Origin of the sequence: Devosia sp. WQ 349K1 (assembly GCF_016595685.1) — a bacterium.
GTDB lineage: Bacteria > Pseudomonadota > Alphaproteobacteria > Rhizobiales > Devosiaceae > Devosia.
The window spans coordinates 42,387-67,029 of record NZ_JAENGO010000008.1; the positions used below are offsets into that span (position 1 = coordinate 42,387).

At 57.3% G+C, this 24,643-nt stretch carries 20 protein-coding genes, 1 tRNA gene and 1 riboswitch; of the genes, 8 read left to right on the top strand and 13 right to left on the bottom strand.

Annotated elements, in window-relative coordinates; all coding sequences use genetic code 11:
- Positions 1-16: 16 nt before the first annotated feature.
- Positions 17-1,222, bottom strand: a complete 1,206-nt coding sequence (gene metZ, locus JHL21_RS15690) for an O-succinylhomoserine sulfhydrylase (RefSeq protein WP_200214520.1) — start codon at positions 1,220-1,222, stop codon at positions 17-19.
- A gap of 41 nt (positions 1,223-1,263) precedes the next feature.
- Positions 1,264-1,338: riboswitch (SAM riboswitch) on the bottom strand.
- Between the two features lie 73 nt (positions 1,339-1,411).
- Here metZ and JHL21_RS15695 point away from each other — a divergent pair.
- Complete coding sequence (locus JHL21_RS15695) at positions 1,412-2,521, top strand: 2'-deoxycytidine 5'-triphosphate deaminase (RefSeq protein WP_200214521.1); 1,110 nt, start codon at positions 1,412-1,414, stop codon at positions 2,519-2,521.
- Here the strand turns inward: JHL21_RS15695 and JHL21_RS15700 are convergent, their stop codons facing one another.
- Complete coding sequence (locus tag JHL21_RS15700) at positions 2,522-4,954, bottom strand: EAL domain-containing protein (protein WP_200214523.1); 2,433 nt, start codon at positions 4,952-4,954, stop codon at positions 2,522-2,524.
- A gap of 317 nt (positions 4,955-5,271) precedes the next feature.
- Here JHL21_RS15700 and JHL21_RS15705 point away from each other — a divergent pair.
- Positions 5,272-5,345, top strand: a tRNA-Gly gene (locus tag JHL21_RS15705).
- Between the two features lie 80 nt (positions 5,346-5,425).
- On the opposite strand, the gene aceA is transcribed toward JHL21_RS15705, so the two are convergent.
- Together aceA and JHL21_RS15715 are read right to left on the bottom strand one after the other, a co-directional pair.
- Complete coding sequence (aceA, locus tag JHL21_RS15710; RefSeq protein ID WP_200214524.1) at positions 5,426-6,721, bottom strand: isocitrate lyase; 1,296 nt, start codon at positions 6,719-6,721, stop codon at positions 5,426-5,428.
- A gap of 83 nt (positions 6,722-6,804) precedes the next feature.
- Complete coding sequence (locus tag JHL21_RS15715) at positions 6,805-7,023, bottom strand: hypothetical protein (protein WP_182394777.1); 219 nt, start codon at positions 7,021-7,023, stop codon at positions 6,805-6,807.
- Between the two features lie 141 nt (positions 7,024-7,164).
- Here JHL21_RS15715 and JHL21_RS15720 point away from each other — a divergent pair, with 141 nt between their 5' ends.
- On the top strand, positions 7,165-8,556 hold the full coding sequence (locus tag JHL21_RS15720; protein WP_200214526.1) for a short-chain fatty acyl-CoA regulator family protein: 1,392 nt from the start codon (positions 7,165-7,167) through the stop codon (positions 8,554-8,556).
- A gap of 333 nt (positions 8,557-8,889) precedes the next feature.
- Positions 8,890-10,200, top strand: coding sequence for an MFS transporter (locus tag JHL21_RS15725; RefSeq protein WP_200214528.1), 1,311 nt, complete (start codon positions 8,890-8,892; stop codon positions 10,198-10,200).
- A 41-nt stretch (positions 10,201-10,241) separates the two neighbouring features.
- On the opposite strand, the gene JHL21_RS15730 is transcribed toward JHL21_RS15725, so the two are convergent.
- From JHL21_RS15730 to JHL21_RS15755, 6 genes are all read right to left on the bottom strand, one after another.
- Positions 10,242-11,363, bottom strand: coding sequence for a glycosyltransferase family 2 protein (locus JHL21_RS15730; RefSeq protein ID WP_210338931.1), 1,122 nt, complete (start codon positions 11,361-11,363; stop codon positions 10,242-10,244).
- An 89-nt stretch (positions 11,364-11,452) separates the two neighbouring features.
- Complete coding sequence (locus JHL21_RS15735) at positions 11,453-12,037, bottom strand: hypothetical protein (RefSeq protein ID WP_200214531.1); 585 nt, start codon at positions 12,035-12,037, stop codon at positions 11,453-11,455.
- 643 nt (positions 12,038-12,680) lie between these two features.
- Complete coding sequence (locus JHL21_RS15740) at positions 12,681-13,394, bottom strand: LuxR family transcriptional regulator (protein ID WP_200214533.1); 714 nt, start codon at positions 13,392-13,394, stop codon at positions 12,681-12,683.
- Positions 13,395-13,507: 113 nt separating this feature from the next.
- Entirely contained in the window at positions 13,508-14,467 is a 960-nt protein-coding gene (locus tag JHL21_RS15745; protein WP_199532589.1) for an Hsp33 family molecular chaperone, read from the bottom strand.
- A 195-nt stretch (positions 14,468-14,662) separates the two neighbouring features.
- The gene (argF, locus tag JHL21_RS15750) at positions 14,663-15,592 is read right to left on the bottom strand and encodes an ornithine carbamoyltransferase (RefSeq protein WP_199532552.1); all 930 of its coding nucleotides are present in this window, start codon (positions 15,590-15,592) and stop codon (positions 14,663-14,665) included.
- Positions 15,593-15,719: 127 nt separating this feature from the next.
- Positions 15,720-16,931, bottom strand: a complete 1,212-nt coding sequence (locus tag JHL21_RS15755; protein WP_169196228.1) for an aspartate aminotransferase family protein — start codon at positions 16,929-16,931, stop codon at positions 15,720-15,722.
- Positions 16,932-17,278: 347 nt separating this feature from the next.
- On the opposite strand from JHL21_RS15755, the gene JHL21_RS15760 reads away from it, so the two are divergent.
- Positions 17,279-17,857, top strand: a complete 579-nt coding sequence (locus JHL21_RS15760; protein ID WP_302052414.1) for a GcrA family cell cycle regulator — start codon at positions 17,279-17,281, stop codon at positions 17,855-17,857.
- 170 nt (positions 17,858-18,027) lie between these two features.
- Here JHL21_RS15760 and JHL21_RS15765 read toward each other — a convergent pair whose 3' ends face one another.
- Entirely contained in the window at positions 18,028-19,314 is a 1,287-nt protein-coding gene (locus tag JHL21_RS15765) for a cell wall metabolism sensor histidine kinase WalK (protein WP_200214537.1), read from the bottom strand.
- A 90-nt stretch (positions 19,315-19,404) separates the two neighbouring features.
- Here JHL21_RS15765 and ppk2 point away from each other — a divergent pair, with 90 nt between their 5' ends.
- Positions 19,405-20,259 carry a polyphosphate kinase 2 gene (gene ppk2 / locus JHL21_RS15770; protein ID WP_200214539.1) on the top strand — a complete coding sequence of 285 codons (855 nt, stop codon included), beginning with the start codon at positions 19,405-19,407 and terminating at the stop codon, positions 20,257-20,259.
- Between the two features lie 53 nt (positions 20,260-20,312).
- On the opposite strand, the gene JHL21_RS15775 is transcribed toward ppk2, so the two are convergent.
- Complete coding sequence (locus JHL21_RS15775) at positions 20,313-21,554, bottom strand: aminopeptidase (RefSeq protein ID WP_200214541.1); 1,242 nt, start codon at positions 21,552-21,554, stop codon at positions 20,313-20,315.
- A 155-nt stretch (positions 21,555-21,709) separates the two neighbouring features.
- On the opposite strand from JHL21_RS15775, the gene JHL21_RS17925 reads away from it, so the two are divergent.
- The gene (locus tag JHL21_RS17925) at positions 21,710-21,832 is read left to right on the top strand and encodes a hypothetical protein (RefSeq protein ID WP_282567611.1); all 123 of its coding nucleotides are present in this window, start codon (positions 21,710-21,712) and stop codon (positions 21,830-21,832) included.
- 416 nt (positions 21,833-22,248) lie between these two features.
- The gene (locus JHL21_RS15780; protein WP_200214543.1) at positions 22,249-24,045 is read left to right on the top strand and encodes an ABC transporter ATP-binding protein; all 1,797 of its coding nucleotides are present in this window, start codon (positions 22,249-22,251) and stop codon (positions 24,043-24,045) included.
- A gap of 34 nt (positions 24,046-24,079) precedes the next feature.
- Here the strand turns inward: JHL21_RS15780 and JHL21_RS15785 are convergent, their stop codons facing one another.
- Complete coding sequence (locus JHL21_RS15785; RefSeq protein ID WP_169196192.1) at positions 24,080-24,625, bottom strand: DUF924 family protein; 546 nt, start codon at positions 24,623-24,625, stop codon at positions 24,080-24,082.
- Between the last annotated feature and the right edge of the window lie 18 nt (positions 24,626-24,643).

Below are 24,643 nucleotides of genomic sequence, written 5' to 3' on the forward strand. Positions count from 1 at the left end.
GCCTCGCCATGATCACTTAAACCTGGTCGAGGCCATACATAAGGTCGGCAATCAGATCATCAGGATCTTCAAGGCCAACCGACAACCGCACCAGACCCGGCGTCACGCCGGTCGAGAGGCGAACCTCTTCGGTCAGCCGCGCATGGGTGGTCGTGCGCGGGTGGGTAATGAGCGATTTGGCGTCGCCCAGATTGTTGGAAATCAGCGCAACAGCGAGACTATCGCAGAAGGCAAATGCGCCGTCCTGACCGTTCTTGACGTCGATAGCCAGAAGCGAGGAGCCGCGCTTCATCTGGCTCTTACCCAGCTCATATTGCGGGTGGCTTGGGTGATGCGGATAGATCACACGATTGACCTTAGGATGGTCTGCAAGCGCTGCCGCAATCTTTTCCGCACTGTCAGTCATGCGTTCGACGCGCAACGCATAGGTTTCAAGACCCTTGAGCATAACCCAAGCGTTGAACGCGCTCAGCGTCGCGCCGGTCTGACGCAGGAAGGTGTGTACGTCGCCTTCAATGATTTCCTTGCTGCCCAACACGATGCCACCCAGAACGCGGCCCTGCCCATCGATGTGCTTGGTCGCCGAATAGGTGACAAGATCAGCGCCTAGGGTCAGCGGGTTCTGGTAAAGCGCTGTGGCGAACACATTGTCCACAATCAGCTTAGCGCCACGCGCGTGAGCGATTTCAGCGATAGCCTTGATATCAACCAGTTCCAAAGTTGGATTTGTTGGCGTTTCGATAAACACCACCTTGGTGTTCGGGCGCATTGCACGCGCAAAGTTTTCCGGATCGCGACCATCGACCAGCGTCGATTCCACGCCAAAACGTGGGGCGTAATCTTCAACAACGAAACGGCAACCACCAAAAAGAGCTTGCGCGGCAACGATATGATCGCCAGCGCGCACCTGGCTCATCACCGCATTGGTTACAGCGGCCATGCCCGACGCAAAAGCACGACCCGCCTCTGCGCCTTCCAACAGCGCCATGCGCTCTTGGAACATGTCGACGGTAGGGTTAGCGAAACGCGAGTAATTATGGCCCGGGAATTTGTTGAGGAACAAATCTTCGGCGTGCTGGGAGTTGGGGTAGGAATAGCCGGAGTTCAGAAACAGCGCTTCACTGGTTTCATTGAAATCTGTGCGCTTACCGCCACCATGGACCAGCCGCGTCGCTGCCGACTGCTTGCTTGGATCGAGGAGGGGATTGTGGTCTCTAGACATTTCAGCGCCTTTAAACAGAAAAACCGGCTCGCATAGGGCGGCCGGATCCCAAACGGTCCTTAGCGATTTGTTTCATGTGGCTGCAAGCGACCGGCCAAATCACCACAGCGGAGATTAAACGGCATCAGCGCTGTGGCGTCAATTCCTCGGGTTTGCTAGGAGAACACAGAAAACAAAATGAGCGTGCGAATGAGCGAACCTTGGCCCACCGGGGTCTTTCCGGCCCGACTGATCGAAAAGCTGCACGCCGAAGGTGCGATTAGTGTTTCGAGCCCATTTGACGCCGATCAGGTTCAGCCCGCCAGTCTCGATCTGCGCTTAGGCAAAACAGCCTATCGCGTGCGATCAAGCTTTTTGCCGGGCCCGCTGCACACTGTGGCCGAGCGTATCGAAGCGCTAAAACTTCACCAGATCGACTTGAGCGAAGGCGCAGTGCTGGAGCGCGGCTGCGTCTATCTCGTGCCTCTCGATGAAACGCTTGATTTGCCTGACACCGTCAGCGCCTCGGCCAATCCGAAAAGCTCGACCGGTCGGCTCGATATCTTCACGCGCGTCATCGCCAATTATGCGCAAGGCTTTGATCAGGTGCCCGCTGGATATACAGGCCCGCTTTACCTCGAAATCAGTCCGCGCACCTTCCCGGTATTGGTCCGCAGTGGCTCGCGCTTGAGCCAAATGCGGTTCCGCTGTGGCGACAGCCGCCTCAACGTGGAACAGCACCGCAAACTCCACGCCGAGCACACTTTGGTGATCGACGAGCAATTGCCAGTTGGCGACGGTGTGGCGCTATCCATTGACCTGCTGGGCGAAGGCCGAAACGGGCTGATCGGCTTCCGCTCCAAGCGTCACACCGCGGTGATCGACGTGGATAAAAAGGGCGCGCTCGACGTGCTCGATTTCTGGGAGCCGCTGTATTCGCGCCAGCGCGACGAGCTCATTCTCGATCCTGAAGAGTTCTACATCCTCGTCAGTCACGAGGCGGTGCATGTGCCGCCCACGCACGCTGCCGAAATGGTGCCGTTTGACCCGCTCGTTGGCGAGTTCCGCGTCCACTACGCAGGCTTTTTTGATCCCGGCTTTGGCAATTCCATTGCGGGTGGCACAGGCAGCCGCGCTGTTCTGGAAGTCCGTAGCCGCGAAGTGCCATTCCTTCTCAACCACGGCCAAATCATTGGCCGGTTGATTTATGAAGAACTGGCCGAAAAGCCGGAGCGCCTATATGGCCGCGATCTGGGCTCGAATTACCAAGCCCAGACCCTCAAGCTTTCAAAGCACTTCCGGCCCTATCCGGAAGTCTGATTATTGAGCTGCCGCTCCGACTTCGTCTTCCCAGGCGATAAAACCGGGGCGGCCAAGGAAGAAGCCTTGCGCTTCATTGCAGCCTTCCAGGCGCAGCACCTCGAGCTGCGCCGGGGTCTCCACGCCTTCGGCCAAAACAGGCACGGAAAGGCTGCGACCGAGGGCGAGAATAGCTCGCACGATGGCCTTGGACTGCTCGTTCTGCTCGACCTCATTCATGAATGACCGATCGAGTTTGATCTTATCGAACGGGAACGAGCGCAGCGTATCCAAGGACGAATAGCCGGTCCCAAAATCATCAATTGCAATCGAAACGCCCATAGCGCGGATCGCTGTCAGGATATGAAGGGCGCGAGACTTGTCGGCGATAATTGCCGTTTCGGTCACCTCCAACTCCAACCGTTTGGGATCTAGGCCGGTGTCGTCCAAGGCTTGCTTGACCGTATCGATGAGATCAAAACTGCCCAACTGAATGGCTGAAATATTGACGGCAATTTTGTGCGGCTGCGGCCAAGCGGCAGCATCGGCGCAGGCAGCGCGCAGCACCCAGGCCCCGATCCCATTGATCGCCCCACATTCCTCGGCAACGGGAATGAAATCGGCCGGAGCCACCTGCCCATGGCCGGGACGAACCCAACGCAGCAGAACTTCATAGCCGGTTATTTCGCCCGTCAGCACCGACTTTTGCACCTGATAGGCGAGGTAGAAGGCGTTGGATTCCAGCGCCGTCCAGATGTCGCGCCCCATCTCGCGGCGCTCGCGCGCCAGCTCATCCATCTCGCGCTCATAATAGCAAATGCGGTGATCGAACTCGCCCTTGGCACGATACATGGCAAGGTCGGCATTGCTCAGCAGTTTTGAGCGATCCTCACCGTCAACGGGGTAGATAGCGACACCAATACTCGCGCCCGTGCTCAGGTTGAGATCGTCCGCCTCAATGCGCGTATGCAATGCCCCGTCCAGACGTCCAAGGAACTCGCGCAGCCCTTCCATCGTGCTAAAGAGTTTGAGGGCCGAGAATTCATCGCCACCAATTCTGGCGACCACTTCTCCGTCGCGGAGCACGTCGTTCAGCCTCTTGGCCAGTTGCTTGAGCACCATGTCGCCCGCGGCATGGCCATGAATATCGTTGACCTCCTTGAAGCGGTCGAGATCGATGGCAACGACGGCAAGCTTGGTTTTCTTCTCGTCGGCCGTCGCCATCATGGTTTCGAACTGCTCGTCGAAACGGCTTCGATTGGGCAAGCCCGTTAACACGTCATGGCGAGCCATATGTGCTATCGCCCGCTCGGAATTATAGCGCTCGGTCACATCGTCAATGGTGCTGACCCAAGATCCATCTCCAACCGGGCTATGAGAAACCCGCAGCACACGGCCCGCCCCAAGCTGGTGTTCGATCTGGCCACCTTCTTTGACCAATCTGCTATGCTCAGCGTGGAACGTCTGGACCCGGGCCTCAATATTTTCTTCAGGCTCGTTATTGCTCACCAAGGACAGGCGGCACAACTCACGCAGATCGGCCCCCGTCAAATCGTAGCGCGGGTCGATCATCAGCATTTCCTTGAGCCGCTCATTGTAGAGCTGCAAGGCGCCATTCGCGTCAAAAAACCCCAGACCTTGCGCCATATTCGTCATGGCCAAGTGCAGCGTCTTAGACACTTCGCCGATGCGGTTAGCGTCCCTCTGCTCCCTCTCATTCTCACGCGCTACGCGTCGAAAATGAGCGTTTTCCAAAACCATGCTAGCAACCGCCACGCCGACCAACACTGCCGAGATCAAGGCAATGATGAGCGAGAGCATAAAGCCATCAAGCTCGCCGGCGCCTTCGACCGGCCCGCAGAGCGAAAAGTCAGCCGCAGCCATGCCCGTGAAATGCACGGCGCAAATGGCCAACGTCAGCACAATCGCCCCAAGCGGAACCGATAGACTGCCCCCCGAACTTGCCACCACAAACGCCACCGCGCTCAGCACGAGGCCCGCCAATATCGACAATCCGACCAGTTGGTGATCCCAGAGCAGGCTTCCTTCCATCAAGGAAGCACTGATGCCGGTGTAGTGCATGACGGATATGGCCAAGCCCACGACAGCACCGCCGAGAGCGTGATCCCAACGCGTATTGCCACGCGTCGTGACGTAGATTCCCGCCCCGCACACAACGATCGCAATCAGCAGCGAGATCAGCGTCAGCGCAATGTCATAGACGATCTCAAAGCCCGGCTTGAACGCGACCATGGCGACGAAATGGGTGGTCCAAATGCCGAAGCCCACGGTGAGCGCAGCGATAGCGATCCAAATCGGACGCTTTTTATCGGCCGCACGCTTGGCATGCCGGAGCAGCCCCATACAGGTATAGGCCGAAATCAGGCACACCACGGCCGCAAGGACGATCAGTCCGGGCTCATGCTGTTGGAAGAAGAAGTCCACAATTGCCATATGACCGGCCTTGGCTAGTGGCAGACGCTTCGCAGACAGTGCAGCGAGGCATGCGCCATTACAAATCGGAGCTCAATTCGAAGCAAACTGGTATCTTTGTGCGAGAAACACACAAGAGACTGAAACCACGCAGGGTTTGTGCGCAGCAGTTAGCCGGACATGAAGCAGTGTTAGGGTTCTTGCACTCTTAAAAACGCATGGGCAAGTGCGGGATACTTCATGCCACATGCATTTGGGAGCAATAGCAACGAACTCAGTTAATCGTCTGTATCCGTGCCTTGACGAGGCCCACGTTTTCCCGCATTTAGTGCCGTTATGCGGGTGTAGCTCAATGGTAGAGCAGCAGCTTCCCAAGCTGAATACGAGGGTTCGATTCCCTTCACCCGCTCCAAACTCCCCAACAGCATGACCAAACAAAAACGCACAGCGTCGCCGCCGTGCGTTTGGATATGCGCTCTTGAACTCGCAACCTTAATGGAACTGCGCAGTCTCTGTGGAGGCGGACATGGCCGTGGTTGCGCTCTTGCCGCCGCTCACCGCCATGGAAACGGCGTCAAAATAACCCGTGCCCACTTCGCGCTGATGCCGCACAGCGGAAAACCCATGCTTCTCGGCGGCAAATTCGGCCTGCTGCAAGCGCGAGTATCCCGCCATGCCGTGGGCCAAATAGTCCCGTGTGAGATTGAACGTCGTCAGGCTGAGGTTGTGGAAACCGGCCAGAGTAATGAACTGATACTTATACCCCATCGCCGCGATCTCGCGCTGGAAGCTTGCCATAGCGCTCTCACCCATGTGCTTGGCCCAGTTAAAGCTCGGCGAACAATTATAGGCCAGCATCTGGTTGGGGTGCACCTTGCGCACAGCCTCAGCAAACTTGCGGGCCTCATCAAGGCTCGGCGTTGAAGTTTCGCACCAGATCAGATCTGCATAAGGCGCATAAGCGATACCCCGTGCAATCGCCGCGTCGATGCCGCCCTTCAGCACATAGAAGCCTTCTGCGGTCCGCTCATCGGTCACGAATGGCGCGTCATAGTCATCGATGTTGGATGTGATCAGGCGCGCCGCTTCCGCGTCCGTACGAGCCATGATGAGCGTGGGCACATCCATCACGTCAGCCGCGAGGCGCGCCGCGTTGAGGGTGCGAATGAATTGGCTGGTCGGCACCAAAACTTTGCCTCCCAAATGCCCGCACTTCTTTTCGGAGGCCAGTTGATCCTCAAAGTGAACCGCCGCAGCACCCGCCTCGATCATCGCCTTCATCAGTTCGAAAACGTTGAGCGGGCCGCCAAACCCAGCTTCCGCGTCGGCAATGATCGGCACGAAGAAATCCAAATCGGTGGTCGAGATGCCGTCAGATTGCTCCATGGTCTGGATCTGATCAGCGCGCTGCAAAGCCTTATTGATACGGCGCACGACGCCCGGAACGCTATCGACGGGATAAAGGCTCTGATCCGGATACATATTGCCCGACGAATTGGCGTCAGCCGCGACCTGCCAGCCCGATAGGTAGATCGCTTTGATCCCCGCCTTCACCTGCTGCACCGCCTGATTGCCGGTGAACGTGCCCAGGGTTGGTACATAATCTTCCTTCTGCAGCAGTTCCCAAAGGCGCTTGGCCCCATTTTCTGCCAGCGTATGCCGGATCGGCAGCGAGCCAGACAATCGCGCAACATCGGCACGAGTGTAGCTGCGCGCAATATTATCCCACCGGTTTGGCGCATAATCTGGGGCTGGGAATTGTTCGGGCTTATGGGGCTTATCGAGCATGGTTTGTCCTCCTCAAGACGTGACGGGGCGAGCGTTGCGCAAGCAACGGTCTGGCCGGTTTCAAATGTTGGGTGTGGTTGGCGTTAGCTGGCGACGCGCCGGCTAAAAGTGGCGGCGACGAGGCCCTGGGTTGAGAACACCTCACACCCATCCGACGAGCGGATCTCGTGAGGGCCTATCCGTCCGGCGATGAGATATCCCTGCCGGTCCATTCCCCGCGCCCAATATTGGGCCATGGCATCAGCGGCACTGTTAGCGAAGATGGTGACATACTCATCGCGGTCATTTTGCTGCGGCTGCATTTATCTCTCCTCGTGTTGATGTAAATATTTGACAACATCGATCAGTATGCAAGAAATATAGCAATTCAGCGCTGTTAAGCTGTAAAACCTTGTCAAATCCGGGCGTCTGTTTTGTAAATTCTGTAAATCGAGGAGCAGAATATGGATATAGGCCAACAAGTCGGCGCTCGCATAAAACGCCTCCGGCGCAGCAAGAAAATTAGCCAGAGCGATCTGGCCGACACGCTGGGCATCTCCTCAAGCTATCTCAACCTCATCGAGCACAATCGCCGTAAGATTACCGTCCCTCTGTTGTTCTCGATTGCTGGGCACCTTGGCGTTGAGCCCGGCGAGCTGGTGGACAATGACGAGGGCCGCTTGGTCGGGGATCTAATGGAGGCCTTTGGCGACGAGTTTTTCGCTGATAGCGATGTCACCAATCTCGAAATCCGCGACTTCGCCCAATCCAACCCCGCGGCCGCGCGAGCCATGCTGCAGCTCTACGACCGCTTCCGCGATCTCAGGCAGCATCCCTCCCCCATGCCGCAAGCGGAGGGCATTCCCTTCCATGCCGCAACTGAGGCCATCTCAGATTTCCTCCAAGAGGCCGCCAATCACTTCCCATATCTGGAGGATGCTGCTGAGCGCGTTCGCGCTGATATTGATGCGATGGACGACGATTTCGCCGCCGGATTGAAGGCCTATCTCTTTAACGTTATGGGCCGGGAGACGCGCCTCTCCTCGCTCCCCTCGGGGTTGGCGCGCCGTTTTGACGGCCGGACACTGTTCCTATCCGACCTCCTTCCCGCTGAAACATCGCTGTTTCTGACAGCCCACCACTTGGCCGAAGACATTGCAGCGCCGGAAATCGAAAGCATTATCGCCCGCGCGAACTTGCCGGAAGGCGACGCCCCCACCCTGGCGCGTAACGTCCTCGCGGCCTATTTCGCTGCGGCGCTCATCATGCCGTACGAACCTTTTCTAGCCGCCTGCAAAATGTATCGCTACGACGTGGACCGGATCGCCCGCCGGTTTTCCGCTAGCTTCGAGCAGGTGTGTCAGCGCATGACCAGCCTGCAGCGCCGTGGCGCAAGCGGCATACCGCTTCATCTTGTCCGCACTGACATTGCAGGCAATATCTCGAAGCGCTTCTCGCTTTCGGGCATCCACATTCCACGCCACTCTGGCGCCTGCCCGCGCTGGAACATTTACGCGGCCTTCCTCGCTCCTGACCGGATCAATGTTCAGATCAGCAAAATGCCCGACGGAGCGCGCTATTTCTGCATTGCGCGGTCCGTCGCCAAAGGCGGGTTCCGCTATAATGCGCCGCGCAGCTATCTCTCCATTGGTCTTGGTTGCTCAATCCATCACGCCAAGGAAATGGTTTATGCCGACGGCATGGATCTGCATGATGAGAGCAAGGCGGTCCCCGTCGGCACCGGATGCAGAATTTGTCCGCGTATGGATTGCGGTCAGCGCGCCCACCCACCGGCAGATCATAGAGTAACGCCCAGTGCGACCGACCGCGGGATCAATCTCTATTCCCGCCTCTAGCGCTCAAGCATTCGAAAGATTTTCCAACCGCGCAGATCAATCGGCATAAACATCTGCCGTTGCAACAATTGATCATTGGTTAGACTCAAGACGGAACGACGGGCACCAAGACTCTGCGACCCAAAAGCGCTCCGAGCGTCACGAAAATGATAAAAAACTCTCGGAATGCTTTTCTGATTTGCTGCATGGATCGGGCGATTGGAATTCTATTTCCTCTCGGCTGAACGTGCCTCAGCCGACTGGGGACAGAACTGGACGGATTTTGTGTTTCCACGCTTGTCTATCGCCGAGTAGCTGTTCAATAGGCCCATCTGCACGCTTGGAAGGTCCACCATGGAACGCACTGTCGAAGACATTTTGAGCCGGGCTGGTACCGGGCCTTTCCAACGTAAGCTTTTGGGCATTTTCGGGCTCGTCTGGGCCGCAGATGCCATGCAAGTGATGGCCGTGGGCTTCACCGCTGCCTCCATCGCGGCCACCTTCGGACTATCCGTTCCAGAAGCCCTGCAAACCGGCACGCTGTTCTTCCTCGGCATGCTGATTGGTGCTGCGGTCTTTGGTAAGCTTGCGGACCGCTATGGCCGCCGCCGCATCCTCATCATCACCGTCGCGTGCGACGCGATCTTCGGGCTCTTGTCCGTTTTCGCACCGAACTTTGCGATCTTGCTGGGCCTGCGCTTTCTCACCGGCATCGCCGTCGGCGGCACGCTACCGGTCGACTACGCAATGATGGCCGAGTTCCTGCCGGCTAAAAATCGTGGGCGTTGGCTTGTCATGCTCGAAGGCTTTTGGGCGGTCGGCACTGTCGTCGTTGCCCTCGCCGCCTGGATCACCAGCATTTATTTCCCACAAGACGCTTGGCGCTGGATTTTCGCTGTCACCGCTCTTCCCGCCCTTGTTGGGCTGGGCTTGCGGTTCTGGCTTCCGGATTCGCCGATGTATTTGCTGAACAGTGGCGATCGCGAGAGCGCGAAAACAGTTCTGAACCAAGTCCTTATCGCCAATAGGAAACCCGCCATGGCAGCCGAGGAGCAGCTTCATCTTCCGCCCCAGATCAAGGCACCGGGGCTTCTCTCTCCCGAGTTCCGCCGCCGCACCGTCATGATCCTCGTCTGCTGGTTCTTGGTCTCAGTCTCCTATTACGGCGTCTTTACGTGGATGCCAGCGCGCCTTGCTGAAGAAGGCTTTGGCTATGTGCGCGGCTATGGCTTCCTTGTTCTCGTCGCCTTGGCGCAAATTCCTGGCTACGCACTGGCCGCATGGGGCGTTGAAGCGCATGGCCGCAAACCAACGCTGATCAGCTTCCTGCTGCTCTCCGCATTTGGCTGCCTGCTGTTTGTCGTTGCCGGAGAAGCTTGGCTTATTGGCGCGTCCATTTTGCTCATGAGCTTTGCCCTCTTGGGAACATGGGGTGCGCTTTACGCCTTCACCCCCGAGCTTTACCCGACAGCCTCACGCGCAACCGGCATGGGCGCAGCTGGCGCTATGGCCCGCCTCGGCGGGCTCTTGGCACCCTCTGCGGTCGCGCTCGTCATTGCGCAAGGCTTTGGCGTTGCCATCGGACTGTTCGCCGCGCTGCTGTTGCTGGCCGCGTTCGCCGGCTCCCTGATCGACAGCGAAACCCGTCAGGTCGCTTTGGATTAAACATGGGTGGGGGGGGGCCGGACATAGACTGGCCCCTCCTCCTAACGCGAGCGCTTCGCTCTGCGCTTGCTCGCCAAATGCGGTGTTTTAAACCAGTGAAATGGTTTTTGAGCGAACTCCAGAAAAGCGAAGATCGTCGCGAGCCCAACCAGCAGCCAATAGAACGGTAAAAGCAGTTGCGGCAGCATGAGCTGCATTTGGCCAGTCCGCCAGAGCCCCAAAATATTGGTGCCGACGGCCACGGCCTGCCCCAGCACCAAGACGACAACACACGCGAAAAACCACCCTTCCCCTAGCGGCGCTGCACCCTGTCCTGAAATCACCAGCGCGAAGACCACCAGCACGAAAGTGAGATGCAGTAGCGGCGAAATCAGCATGCCGAGCAACACGGCTTCAAAGATCAGCATGCGTACCAGCCCCAAGTCGCGCAGGAGCAAGTTGGGTCGTCGATTGTGCACAACAAAGGTCTGTATCCAGCCTTTGAGCCAACGCGTACGCTGTCCCAGCCACGGCCTGAAACTGGTTGGTGCATCCTCAAATGTGCGGCTATTGCTGGTTGCTGTGAGCAGGCCTCGCCGTGCCAAACGCACGCCCAGATCGGCGTCCTCGGTGACATTATAGGGGTCCCACCCGCCAATCTCGCGCAGCACATTCATGCGGAAATGATTCGATGTGCCCCCTAAGGGCATCACCATATTCCACTTGGCAAATGCGGGCAGAAGCACGGCAAATAGTCCGGCATAATCCCCCGCAAACAGGCTCGGCAAAAACCGTCCATTGCCATTGCTGATAACCAGCCGGGCCTGAATGCACACAACGTCCGTTTGCCGCCGAAACTGGGCCACGACTCGACGCAATTGGTCAGGATCGGGGCGATCCTCGGCATCATAGACCACCACATATTCGCCGGTGCAAAACGGCAATCCGAAATCCAAGGCCTTAGGCTTTGTGCGCGGCGCTGCGTCTGGCACGACAATCAGCGAAAACCGCGCATCGCCGAGATATTTGCGCACCGCATCGACCGTCTCGGGAGAGCGACTTTCAACGAGAAACATGATCTGCAGTTTCTCGCGCGGGTAATCGAGCCGTAGCAGATTTGCGCACAGCTGATCCACCATGCCTGCCTCGTCTCGCAGCGGCACCATCACCGTATAGATCGGCAAGTCATCCGGCCCCAATATGGGTTCAGCCGTAACGCCATGAGGGATCGGCGTAAAAATCGCTGCGAGCCGAATGCAACTGGGCAGGATGATCAACCACAGCCAGACCGGCAGGGCCCAATAGTCAGTGCCAACACCAGAATTGTGACCGTGATCACAACGCCTTCGCGGATTTTGCGGGTGAGATCGAGCTGCGCTGCCGCGTATGGCCACTTCCGCGTCAGCCTTTGCCGCGCGTCATCAAGCAAGTGCTCTTCATGCATCCCCACAAGCGCATCCCTTAGGGCTGCACTGGGGACGATAAGCAGTTGCCCCCTTATGCCCGGGTCGGCCTCCGCCACCCGGGCCAGATGAAGAAAGGCGAAAAAGTCCGGGGCTGCGACCCCAATCTCCCTGTCGAGCATGGTGAACCGCACCATGCGCAGGTTCGCGAACATCTCTACGCGCGGCTGGTCGTGAACGACATGGGCGACACGCGGCACAACATCAAAGAAGGCTAACCCAGCCCATTGCGCAGCGCGGCTCATGATTTCCGCTGGCGCAATATCGAGATAGACCGCGCACCAATGCATCGGGTCGACCTCTGTCATCAGAGCCGCCTCAAGCGCCGCTTTGGGTGTGTAATGCGTTTGCTTGGTTCCGATCAGCGCAGCCATGAGCTCAAGTGCTGCACTCATGGCGCTCGTTCACACTCTAGCTATGTAGAGAGAGGAGCACCGGCTGCGAGAAAGCCTCGAGCTGCGCATGAGGGGCGATGCAGACAAAAAGCACCGCATGCGGTGCCTCAGCCCACTCTCGCCCTGCGTCTCCCTTCGCGCACGTCCTATACGGCGGCGCCAAAAGGGGAAGAATAAAAGGACTGCAGACTCGGTCAGGCGATACAGCCCCTCGCATCGATTCAGAAACACGATAAATCGCGCCCAATCGGCCCCAAGCGAGGTTCGCATCAGGATTGCTCCCAAAGCCAGACCGTAAAAACCAGTCTGCAGCAAGTTCTGTGTGCTGGTCTCGCCCGGGCCCAACAAGCAGCCCTCAGCGATCCCAACGGAATTCGCGTTATGCGCATGGGCATCGCTGCCCCACGCTGTAATTTCTATCTGGTCGGCGCCGAGTGAGCGCGCCTCTAGTCCGTAGTCGTTATTCTGGTGCCAAACTTCAAGGCAGTACTGCGCACTTGAGGTCCGACAGGTGCCGCGTGTGGTTCGGGCTAGAACGTGACTATCCACTGAAAACGCCCCCGTCTCCGCGAAGGTCTCAGTAAATCACGTTGCGTCCGCTGGGGTATTGGGAGAACTCCCAAAATGCAACAAAAATAGTAGACTAAAGTGTAATGAGCTTGTGGCGTATCGCCTCGACCACAGTGTGAATGCGGTTATGCGTCCCCAAGCGCCGCTGCGCATTCTCGCAATGCTGGTTCACCGTGCGCACCGAAAGCGCAGTAATATCAGCAATTTCCGCCGCTGTTTTCCCTAAGGCCGCCCATTTGAGCACTTCGGCTTCCCGCTGGGTGATAGCCCGACGCTTGGGCAGTTGGTGCCGTGACACATTTAGCTTGCGGATTTGCGCGTAAACATGAAGCGCTAAAAGATGCAGCTGGATTTGCCCGGCGCTATCGACGCTATCCTTCGGCCCGCCAAAGCTGGCAAAGCCCTGCACACCACTGGCCAATTGGATAGGAACACAATAGCCATAGGCGATGCCATGCACCTTGAAATCATAGAGAACCTGTCCGCTCTCAGGCGAACGGTCTAGCGGGGCCTCGCGCCAATCAAAGGGCAGGTTTGTCGAGAAACAGTGTTGGACCACAGGATCGATATGAACATAGCGTTCCGACACATATCGGCTCAGCCATGTCTCGGGCCAGTTGCTGATCAAAACATACGGCTGAAAATCATGTCCGGGTGCAGGCACTCCTGCAAACATGAAGCTGGTCAGTTCAAATCGTTCTATCGCCTGAGAAACAGAAAGAGAAAGCTCTTCAAGTGTCTCTTTCTGTTTTAGATCGTCTATAGATACCAAGACGTGTTTAGTCATCTACGGCAGCCCCCGCCGTTGAACACACACCCACTTAGTCAGTATTTTTAGCGCTTTGCAAGAGTATCACGGCGTACACGACAGATGTAATATTGTGTACGCCGTAAATTTATTTAGTTCTGAAATTGGTGAGGGTTAAATCGATAGGCCGTCGAGCAGAACTCGCAAACAACTTCGATCTCGCCGTCGACCGCCATTTCCTCACGATCTTCGTTGGTAAACGAAGTCGTCAACATATCCTCGATCCGCTCCACCGAGCATGAGCAGCGCTCAACCAGTGGCATCGCCGGAAATACACGCACGCCGGTCTCGTGATAGAGACGGAACAGCAAACGTTCTGGCGATACGTCAGGATCGGTCAGCTCCAGATCGCTGACGCTCTTGAGCATAACCTGCGCTTCATTCCAGCCATCACCGGCTTCGCGTTCGATTTCAACTTCGTCGAATGCGCCGTCGCCCGGCAGATCCTTGACGCCAAGGCCATGCTCGGGAAGGTGCTGGATCAGCATGCCGCCAGCGCGCCAACGCGTGCGCACATCGCCCTTAGTGGTGATCTGGGAAACCGCCAAACGAACGCGGGTCGGGATCTGTTCGGACTGCATGAAATAGGTGTGCGCCACCTCCTCGAGCGAGCTGCCGTCGAGGGCAACAATGCCCTGATAGCGCTCGGTGTGCTGGCCCTGATCAATGGTCATCGCCAAATGACCCTTGCCCAACAACTCAGCGGCGCTGGTCCTGCCTTCTTCCGCCGCCTTCACCAGCATCTCTTGGTCAAAGCGCGCATAGCCACGCATGCCATCAGGCGCATCAAAGTCGACGACGATCAGATTGACTGGACCATCGGTTTGGGTCTGCAAAATAAAGCGACCCTCAAACTTCAAAGACGAGCCGATGAGGGCAGACAAAACCACCGCTTCGCCGAGAAGGCGCGCCACTGGCAGCGGATAGTTATGGCGCGACAAGATCATATCGATCGCCTCGCCCAAACGCACGGCACGGCCGCGCGTATCCAGATTTTCCAGTGTGAACGGCACAACAGCATCATCGCCAGTTTCAGGGCGATCCAGGCCCATGGCGGCCAGAAGGTTCTCGTTCTGCTTGGGGTCGTTCGTCATGATCTTGGTCTTTCCTAAGGCTAGGACTTTTAGGATTTTCGTCCCGACGGCCCTTGAAACAATCGCCCCGCACACTGCTGAGCCCTCGCGAAACATCGCGATAAGCCCGCACCGCGCGGGGGACAATAATTGGCTTTTCAGACTTGCGTCAGATTAGTTGGTCGTCACACCGAATGCCCAGCAGAGCACTGCCTTCTGAGCATGGAGACGGTTTTCGGCCTCATCAAACACCACCGACTGCGGGCCATCGATTACCTCATCGGTAACTTCATCGCCGCGGTGAGCCGGGAGACAGTGCATGAACAAGGCGTCTTTATTCGCCAGTGACATTAGATTGGTGTTCACCTGGTAAGGTTTCAAGACCCGGCGACGCTCGGCAGCATCGGTATCGCCCATCGACACCCAAGTGTCGGTGATGATCAGGTCTGCGCCTTCAACAGCTTCGCGCGGATCTTCGATCAAGCGCACCTTGCTCCCAGCACGCTTAATGTCGTGCATCAGGTCCTTTTCCGGGCTGTATTCATCCGGAACGGCAATGGTCAACTCGCACCCGAACACTTCGGCTGCGTTCACCCACGAGTGAAGGACGTTATTGCTGTCACCAACCCACGCCACTTTCGCGCCGCTAATATCGCCGCGATGTTCTTCAAAGGTCATCAAATCAGCCATGATCTGGCATGGATGCGCGCGACGCGTCAGACCGTTGATCACCGGAACGGTAGCATTTTCGGCGAGTTCGAGCAGATCAGCATGGGAGAGGATGCGGATCATGATCGCGTCGACATAGCGGCTCATCACGCGTGCCGTGTCGGCCAAGGTTTCTTCACGCGAAAGCTGCATTTCCTGGCCGGACAGCATGAGCGTTTCGCCGCCAAGCTGGCGCATGCCAACGTCAAAACTGACGCGCGTACGGGTCGACTGGCGCTCAAAGATCATTGCCAGGACTTTGTCCTTGAGCAATTGCGGACGGTCGCCATCCTTCATGCGTGCCTTCAGAGCATGCGCCTGATCGAGCATGCTGCGCAGCTCGGAGTATTCGAAATCATCGATCGAGAGAAAATGGTTCTGGGTGCCGGTCGTCATGAGGCCGGAGTCCTTTATATCACTTATAGGCGTACGTGAGCGAAGCGCTGCCATGATAGGTCATGGCAGCTAACAGATGCTTGTCAGCGTCCTCGCCGTCGCCCAAAATGATAGAAAGTCAGATAATTCATGACCCAGATGCTACGTTGGCAGCATTCTCTGCTTCAATGGCATCAAATGCCGCGCTGAGCTTACCGATAGCTTCCACAATATCCTCTTCGGTGAGGATCAATGGCGGCAACAAGCGCAAAACATTGTCACCCGCACCAATGGTCAGCATCTGATGGTCGTCACGCAGACGCGCCACGAAGTCACGGACAGGCGGGGTAATCTTGATGCCAGCAAGCAGGCCCTTGCCGCGCAGTTCCAGAACATACTCTGGGTATTTCTGAGCCAACTGCTGCAAGTGCCAAGCGAGGCGCTGGCCCATCTGCGCAACATTTTCCATAAAGCCCGGAGCGGTGACGCGATCCAAAACAGCGTTACCAATGGCACAGGCCAGTGGATTGCCACCATAGGTCGAGCCGTGCGTGCCCGGAACCATCGAAGCCGCAGCCTTCTCGGTTGCCAAACATGCGCCCAGTGGGAAACCGCCACCGATTGCCTTAGCGACCGCCACGATGTCTGGCGAAATGCCAGCCCATTCATGCGCAAAGAAGCGACCTGTACGGCCAAAGCCACACTGGACCTCGTCAAAGATCAGCATCAGGCCGTTTTCGTCACAGATTTGACGCAGCCCCTGCAGGAACTCTGAAGTCATGGCTGTTACGCCGCCTTCGCCCTGCACAGGCTCGATAAGAATAGCAGCCGTTGCAGGGCCCACGAGTGCGCGCACAGCATCGAGATCGCCGGGGGCGGTATGGACAAAGCCTGGAGCCGCCGGGCCAAAGCCTTCGATATAGGATGGGTTGCCGCCAGCAGCGATTGTGCCCAGCGTCCGACCATGGAACGCGCCAGTGAAGGCGATGACCTCATAGCGTTCTGGGTGGCCGTTCGAGAACTGATAGTGCCGCGCGGTCTTAATGGCGCATTCCAGCGCTTCCGCACCCGAGTTGGTAAAGAAGACGCGGTCGGCAAAAGTCATGTCGACGAGACGCTGACCAAGGCGTTCCTGCTCCGGAATGGAGAAGACGTTGGAGGTGTGCCAGATCTTTTCAGCCGCAGACTTAAGCGCACCAACCAGATGCGGGTCATTATGGCCGAGCACGTTCACGGCAATGCCGGAATGGAAGTCGAGATATTCGCGGCCGTTCTGATCGTACAGTCGCATGCCTTCGCCCCGCTCAAAGGCGAGTTCAGACCGGGCATAGGTACCGTATAGCGCAGACATGGCGATTATCCTCAGATTTTGGAGGTGTTGCTGGAGCACCGTGGCAAACCTGCCACAAACGGCAAAAACGCACGGACCCCGGAAACTAAATAGGGATGCGAATTAGGCGAGATTTGTCCGTAAAGTCAATGTTTGCAGTGCAAGTGTCTGATTTGACTCAACGAATGTTAGCGATTTTTTAACCACTGAATAAACGGGGAAAATCCCGCCCAACTCTTGATCCTGATTCAGCCCATGTCGTAGTATCTGAGACATCGGGAGCACGATATCTCGTGTGGCGGACCCGGCAAGCATACGAGCCCTAGAGTCGAACTGGCTGCTAATGCCGTATTGGCAGCTCAATGAAGGATTCTGTTTTGACAGTAGCATCAGGAGCACAGGCCGTTGGCTGGACTGACGATCGCGTCGAACTGCTGAAAAAGCTTTGGATGGACGGCCTGAGTGCCAGCCAGATTGCCGGAGAACTCGGTGAAGGCGTTACGCGCAATGCCGTGATCGGCAAGGTCCATCGCCTCAAGCTTTCGGCTCGCGCTAAGCCAACCAACACTGCTCCCCGCGCCCGTCCGGCAGCGGCTCGTCCAGCGGCTCCTCGCCGCGTGGCCGCTCCAGCAGCAACCCCGATCAGCACTATGGCTCCCAAGCCACGCCCAGCAGCACCAATGCCGCGCCCACAAGTTATGGGTGCGACTGCACTGGCCATTGAGCCTCAGATGGAAGCGGAACTGTACACCGCTCCTGCAGCCGCCGAACTCTTCATCCCAGAAGATAAGCGCCTCAGCCTCCTGCAGCTTAATGAACATACCTGCAAGTGGCCGATCGGCGATCCGCTGACTAAGGATTTCTACTTCTGTGGTCAGCACAGCCTGGAAACCGGCCCATACTGCGAGTTCCACTCGCGTCGTGCCTATCACCAGCTGGAAAAGCGCAAGCGCTAATCCCACAAGATTAAAGATACAGGGCGCTCCGAGCGCCCTTTTTCTTTGCCTTGAATTCTCGAGCGGCGTGTCGCGGCAGAGGTACCGGTCGCGTTCGCCTCCTCCAATGGCCCATACAGACAATAAAAAAGGCGCACGAGGCGCCTTTCTTGTTCGTCTTGGTCGTTTGCTTAGGGCAAGTAGATTTCCACCCGCAGGCCTTCGCCTTCTGCCGCGCGCGAGCGGATGGCAATCTGACCGCGATGGCGCTGGACGATATGCTTGACGATGGCAAGACCCAAGCCAGTGCCCTTCTTCTTACGGCTCGCTTCAGCATCGATACGATAGAAGCGTTCCGTCATCCGTGGCACCTGTTCTGGCTCAACGCCAACACCACGGTCGACCACCGACACCAAATAGCGCGCACCCAAACGATTGACCGTCGTCAGCGTCACATCGACATATTTGCCGGACGCGCCGTATTTGATGGCATTATCGATAAGGTTCTCAAACACCTCATAGAGCTGCCCACGGTCGCCAGTTGTTACCGCCGCATCTTGTGGCAGGCTCAGTCGCACCTCCACCTCAGCCGCGTCGGCAATCCCTTGCAGCCCCTCGCGCACTTCACGCAAAAGCCCAGAGAGATCGACAGACCCGGTGGGCAAAACATGCTGATGCATTTCGATACGCGATAGCGACAGCATATCATCGATCAGTCGGCTCATTCGATCCGCTTGCGCACGCATGATGCCGAGGAATTTTTCTCTCGCCACACTGTCATTGGCTGCAGGGCCGAGCAAGGTATCGATGAACCCGACGAGCGACGCCAAGGGCGTGCGCAATTCATGGCTGGCATTGGCGATGAAATCTGAGCGCATCGCATCCACGCGCTTGAGCTCTGTCAGGCTCTGGAAGGTGATGAGCAACTGGCGCTCTTCATCAGCAAACCAGTTTACATTGGCGATCTGCAAGGGCGCGACGACAACACGATCCCATGTTTCCGAAGGGACGGTCTCGTGCAGCTCGAAGCTGCGCGTCTCGCCGGTCTTGAGCGCACCATCGATGGCCGCGATCAATTCCGGGTTGCGCAAGCCCAAGGTCAAGACCTTGCCGGGCTGCATTCCTGGGTACTGCCGTCCCACCGCGTCATTGCGCAGAATAACAGTCCCACGGCGATCAATCGTCAGCGCCGGGTCCGCCAGGGCATTGACCACCGAGGCCATGCTGCCGACGGGCTTGTGTGGGGCCGCGACGGGGACCTCAACGGTCTTGGTCACGGTCAGCGTGCGCACAGGCAGGAAGACCACAAAGAGCAGCAGGAGCCCAATACCGACCATCGCCAGATCTAGGCGCAATCCGCCCAGCATCGCAAAAATGGCGGTGACGAAAGTTGCGGCGATCAGCAGGGGGCCATAGGTCACCAACCTCGCTGCGATAGCTTGGATGGCAGGCGCGTCTTCTGCTTGTTGGTCGTACATGTTGGGCCGGGGACTCACGTTTGCATACCCACCTCTTGCGTGGGACCGAGCTTTCTATCACGCTCTATTTGACAATGGAGCGACAGCACGATGAGCGATGATCTCGACGGCTTTGATATCAACAATCCAGAACTCCCGCGCAGCATAAAGAAAGCAGCATTCTCGTCTGGCAGCTTTCCTTATCAAGATAAGCTAAGCGACGAAGAATACACAGAGCAGATGTATGCTCTGCAGAAACAACTTGTCCTGCATCAGGCGTTTATGAGCAAGGCCAAGACGAGAACAATTATTATTTTTGAGGGTCGGGACGCAGCCGGCAAGGGAGGCACGATCGAGCGGTTCATTGAGAACCTCAATCGTCGCTACAACATAGCTGCTGCTCTTCCTAAGCCGAGCGACCGTGAAGCCACCCAATGGTACTTTCAACGTTACATCGACTGGTTTCCGGCGGCCGGAGAGATGGTTCTTTTTGATCGCTCTTGGTACAACCGCGCTGTTGTCGAGCCGGTGATGGGGTTTTGTACTCCAAAACAGACCGAACATTTTCTGGATGAGGCGCCCGAATTCGAGAAGCGCCTGACCAATGACGGCATCAAAATTTTCAAGCTCTGGCTGAGCATTGGCCGGGAAATGCAGCTCAAACGCTTCCATGATCGCCGCCATGATCCGCTCAAGCAATGGAAGCTATCGCCGGTCGATTTGAAGGCGCTGGACAAGTGGGATGAATATTCTGCTGCCCGCGACGAAATGCTCCGGCGCACTGATAGCAAACACGCGCCTTGGACGATCATTCGCGCCAATGACAAAAACCGTCTGCGCCTCAATGCTATCCGCACCGTGCTGCACGGCTTGGACTATGACGGCAAAGACACCAAAGAGATCGGCAAGATCGACAACAAGCTCGTTCTTAATGCCGATGAGTTCTTAAAACTCGACGGCGAGTAATAAAAAAAGGCCCTCCCGGTGATCCTGAGAGGGCCTTTGTGGTTAGACGTTGATTAGAACGCCCATTCACCCTTGCGCATCACCGGCTCGCTCGACCCGTCAGCATTGACCCCGTCAATGTCGATCTGGTCCGAACCGATCATCCAGTCGATGTGGATGTTGGACGCATTGCCACCGCGCGCCGCGATCTCGTCCTTGGACAGGTTCTTTCCGTCCACGAAGCAATCGGCATAGCACTGGCCCTGCGCGATGTGGCACGAGGCGTTCTCGTCGTAGAGCGTGTTGAAGAACAGAATGCCCGAAGCCGAGATCGGCGAGGAATGCGGCACCAGCGCAACTTCGCCGAGGTGGCGCGCGCCTTCGTCGGTGTCGAGAACCTTGTTGAAGAGATCGGCGTTCTTGGCCGATTTGAACTCCACCAGACGCCCGTTTTCGAAGCGCGCCTGCATTTCTTCGATCAGCGCACCATTGTGGCTCAGCGGCTTAGTGCCCGCGACATAGCCTTCAGCACGCAGCTTATGCGGGGTGGTGAACACTTCTTCGGTCGGAATATTGGGGTTGCAGGTCACGCCATTCTTGGCTTCCGACGCGCCGCCCTTCCACTTATGGCCATCAGCCAGACCGATGGTCAGGTCGGTGCCGGGACCGGTGTATTTGAGCGAAGCGAAGTTCTTTTCGTTCAGCCAGGTGTAGCGACGCTTGAGGTTGGCGTTGTGCTCTTTCCAAGCGCCAATCGGATCAGCCTGATCCACACGGCTCGCCTTAAAGATGGCGTCAGCGAGCTTTGCGACTGCCTCTTCTTCGCTATCATTGGGGAAGACGAGCTTGGCCCAGGCTGGCGTTGGGTAGGAAACAATGTTCCAGTTGATGTCAAAGCCGGTGATCAGCTCCATCGCTGGCTTATAAGCCGCCGAATTGGCCCTCATAGCGCGCGAGACCTTGTCCGGGTCTTGGCCGGCAAGCATCATCGGATTGTCGCCCGAGATCGCGAGGCGCGCAGCATTCTTCTTGTAAGCCTCGGCCATGCCCGAATAGAGCCAGCTAGCGCTGTGATCAAAGCTGGCATCATTGCCATAGCGATAGCGTGCCAAGGTCGCTTCTTCATCGGAGTAGATGGTCGTGACCAAACCGGCGCCGGCCTTATAGGCGTGCTCGGTGATGCGGCGCACCAGTGGCGCTGCCGTCATCGGTGCAGTGATAACCAGATCCTGCCCTTCAGCAAGCTGCAGACCCACTTTGATTGCGACTTCGCCGAGCTTGTCGAGCTTGACCGGATCGATGGGAGAATTGCTCACGGGGAGTGCCTTCGTCTTTTGAATCGTTGGGGGGAGCCTACTGCTCTCGCGCCAACAACGCCACACTTCGAAATCGGAAAATTTGTTGACTTAAATCAAAGTTTCGAGGGCTCGGGAGGTTCAAACCAAGGACATCTAAACCACGGAGTAAAGCCATGAGCATGACAGTCTTAATCGTTGGTGTTCTTGCATTTTTTGGTACTTTTGCCGGCGTAATCGGCTATGTGCAGTACCAGACGCGTGGCATGGCAGCACCGGGTTCGCTGCCAGTTCAATAAAGTTCAACTTCGCTGTTCGGGGGGACGGCGATGAGAGTGGGGTGGGCCGGCTCTGTGCCTGCAGGGCCTGACGCTAACCTGCGCCCCGCCCCACTCACCTTTATTGTGACACGGTTGCATCACCAGCCGATCAGAAAATTTCAGCCACTTGGCAGCGACACAGGGTTGTTCTAGAACCCGGTGTCGCTTCATTCTTTTTAAGGGAGACGTCTGATGAACTCATCTGTGTATCGCTCCCTTCCGGGAATTAGCTTCCGCTAAGACGCCCCGGCCGGGCATGTTTAATGCCCACTTCTTCCCAATTTTCCCAGCAGTCCGATTGGCCCTCTGGCCTCCCGTCTCTTTCGGTCCCCGACTGCTCATTCAAAATTCCGTTTTGAGGAACCGACGCCGGAGAGCGGGGTCGGTGGACGCAAATGACTCGCAAGAAACTCGATTTCCGAGCGGACGCTTTTAGAAACGTGCTGGGGTTCACCTTCCGGCATTGGAAAGGCCAACCGGTTCGTATTGCTACAATCATGGGTCTCGTCATGCTGGCCACTTTGGCCGAAGCGATGAGCCCAATCTTTGCTGGGCGCCTCGTGGATGCGGTCGCCGGTCAAGGCAATGACGCGGTCACAGCCGCAATCACGGCCTTCGTGACGATGAGCAGCCTTTATCTGTTCTCCGTCATCATGCGGCAGCTGACGTTTTTCAACATCATCAAGCTGACGCTCAAAATGATGGGCGAAATCGCCTCGAGCGCTTTCCATCGCGTCCAGCGCTTCTCGACCGATTGGCACGCCAACAGCTTTGCTGGCTCCACTGTCCGCAAGATCACGCGTGGCATGTGGGCGCTCGATCTGATGAACGACACTCTGCTCGTGGCACTCGTCCCTTCGCTCACCATGCTGGTTGGCGCGACCATCATTCTGGGCTTGCAGTGGCCAGTGATGGGCCTGCTCGTTGGCGTCGGTTCGATTATCTACATCACCGTCACGCTGACCCTCTCCACCGGCTATGTCGCCCCTGCGGCAACGCTGGCCAATGCCTGGGACACCCGCATGGGTGGCGCTCTTGCCGATGCGGTCAGCTGCAATTCGGTGGTGAAAGCATTTGGTGCAGAACACCGCGAAGAGAACCGCCTCTTGGGCGTTATTCGCAAGTGGGACAGCCGCACCCGTCGCACATGGCAGCGCGGCACCATCAATGGTGGTGTGCAGGGCCTGATGATGGCGATGATGCAGACCGCCATTCTGGGCCTTGTCATCTGGCTGTGGACGCAAGGGGAAGCAACCCCGGGCGACATCGCCTTTGTGCTCTCGATGTTCTTCCTGCTCTCGGGCCATTTGCGCGACGTGGGCCACCACATCCGCAATCTGCAGAAGTCGGTCAACGATATGGAAGAGCTGGTCAATCTCTATAGCCAGCCGCTCGGCATTGATGACAAGCCCGGCGCTACGCCCATCAAGATCACCGAAGGCGCGATCGCATTCAACGACGTGCGCTTCCAATATGGCTCGCATCAAACCCCGCTGTACGACAATTTCTCGGTGTCGATTAAGCCGGGCGAACGGGTTGGCCTCGTGGGGCACTCGGGCTCGGGCAAGACCACTTTCGTCAAGCTGATCCAGCGCCTTTATGACGTCAACGGTGGTTCTTTGACCATCGATGGTCAGAACATTGCCGAGCATCAGCAGGCTTCGCTCCGTGCGCAACTCGCTATCGTTCAGCAAGAGCCGATCCTCTTCCACCGCACTCTGGCAGAAAACATCTCTTATGCGCGCCCCGGCGCAAGCTTGAGCGAAGTGATGGAAGCGGCCAAGCAGGCCAATGCGCACGACTTTATCATGCGTCTGCCCAAGGGCTATGAGACCATGGTGGGCGAACGCGGGGTGAAACTGTCGGGCGGCGAGCGTCAGCGCGTTGCCATCGCACGCGCATTCTTGGCTGATGCACCCGTACTGATCCTCGACGAGGCCACCTCCAGCCTCGACAGTGAAAGTGAAGTGATGATCCAGGAGGCGATGGAGCGCCTCATGGAAGGGCGCACCACTTTGGTGATCGCGCACCGTCTCTCCACCGTTCGCGCGCTCGATCGTCTGTTGGTTTTCGACAAGGGCGAGATCGTTGAAGAAGGGAGCCACAATTCCCTCATCCGCCTCGACGGCGGCATCTATCGCCGTCTCTTTGAGCGGCAGGCGCTAGAACTCACCAAAGGCCTAATCGACTAATAAAAAGGGCACCCTCGGGTGCCCTTTTTCATTCTTAGAACATGCGGTCGCCAGCGGCCTCGATATAGGCCGTTTCCTCAGGCGTATTCTTGCGCCCCAATGCGGCGTTGCGCTTGGGGAAGCGACCGAATTTGGCGATCGTATCGCGGTGCTCTTTCATGAAGTTGAGCGTGCCTTCGTCGCCGTAAAGTCCGTAAAGGCGAACGCCTTCATCCTGCACGACGAGGCTTTCTGCGTGCATATGGGGCATATAGAAAAACGTCGCCCAAGCGTGATCCACCGCGTCATCTGCGCCAGCGGACACGGCCTCTTGGGCGAGCGCCAGTGCCATCTTGTCCTGCGCAAAAGCCTCAGGCTTTCCGCGATGCAATTGGCGGGAGAACTGGTCGAGCACAATAATCTCAGCCAAACGGCCTTCAGGCGTTTCGCGCCAGTGCCACGCTTCCCCGCGCGCCACTTCGGCGTGGAGTTCTGTGAAGCGCGCCGCTAGCTTTTCGTCAAAGGCAGGATCGCCGCCAAACCAATCTTTCGGCCCATGCTCGACGAACCAGAAATCGAGTACGGCTTTTGCATCCTGCATGAAAACGCTCCTAGGCAA

Coding starts and splice junctions, on each gene's coding strand:
- JHL21_RS17925 (WP_282567611.1), top strand. CDS start 21,710: ATGAGCATGACAGTCTTAATCGTTGGTGTTCTTGCATTTTTTGGTACT.
- metZ (WP_200214520.1), bottom strand. CDS start 1,222: ATGTCTAGAGACCACAATCCCCTCCTCGATCCAAGCAAGCAGTCGGCA.
- JHL21_RS15700 (WP_200214523.1), bottom strand. CDS start 4,954: ATGGCAATTGTGGACTTCTTCTTCCAACAGCATGAGCCCGGACTGATC.
- JHL21_RS15780 (WP_200214543.1), top strand. CDS start 22,249: ATGACTCGCAAGAAACTCGATTTCCGAGCGGACGCTTTTAGAAACGTG.
- JHL21_RS15695 (WP_200214521.1), top strand. CDS start 1,412: ATGAGCGAACCTTGGCCCACCGGGGTCTTTCCGGCCCGACTGATCGAA.
- JHL21_RS15785 (WP_169196192.1), bottom strand. CDS start 24,625: ATGCAGGATGCAAAAGCCGTACTCGATTTCTGGTTCGTCGAGCATGGG.
- aceA (WP_200214524.1), bottom strand. CDS start 6,721: ATGCTCGATAAGCCCCATAAGCCCGAACAATTCCCAGCCCCAGATTAT.
- JHL21_RS15745 (WP_199532589.1), bottom strand. CDS start 14,467: ATGGGCCTGGATCGCCCTGAAACTGGCGATGATGCTGTTGTGCCGTTC.
- JHL21_RS15715 (WP_182394777.1), bottom strand. CDS start 7,023: ATGCAGCCGCAGCAAAATGACCGCGATGAGTATGTCACCATCTTCGCT.
- JHL21_RS15740 (WP_200214533.1), bottom strand. CDS start 13,394: ATGACTAAACACGTCTTGGTATCTATAGACGATCTAAAACAGAAAGAG.
- ppk2 (WP_200214539.1), top strand. CDS start 19,405: ATGAGCGATGATCTCGACGGCTTTGATATCAACAATCCAGAACTCCCG.
- JHL21_RS15720 (WP_200214526.1), top strand. CDS start 7,165: ATGGATATAGGCCAACAAGTCGGCGCTCGCATAAAACGCCTCCGGCGC.
- JHL21_RS15765 (WP_200214537.1), bottom strand. CDS start 19,314: ATGTACGACCAACAAGCAGAAGACGCGCCTGCCATCCAAGCTATCGCA.
- JHL21_RS15735 (WP_200214531.1), bottom strand. CDS start 12,037: ATGAGTGCAGCACTTGAGCTCATGGCTGCGCTGATCGGAACCAAGCAA.
- JHL21_RS15725 (WP_200214528.1), top strand. CDS start 8,890: ATGGAACGCACTGTCGAAGACATTTTGAGCCGGGCTGGTACCGGGCCT.
- argF (WP_199532552.1), bottom strand. CDS start 15,592: ATGACGACCGGCACCCAGAACCATTTTCTCTCGATCGATGATTTCGAA.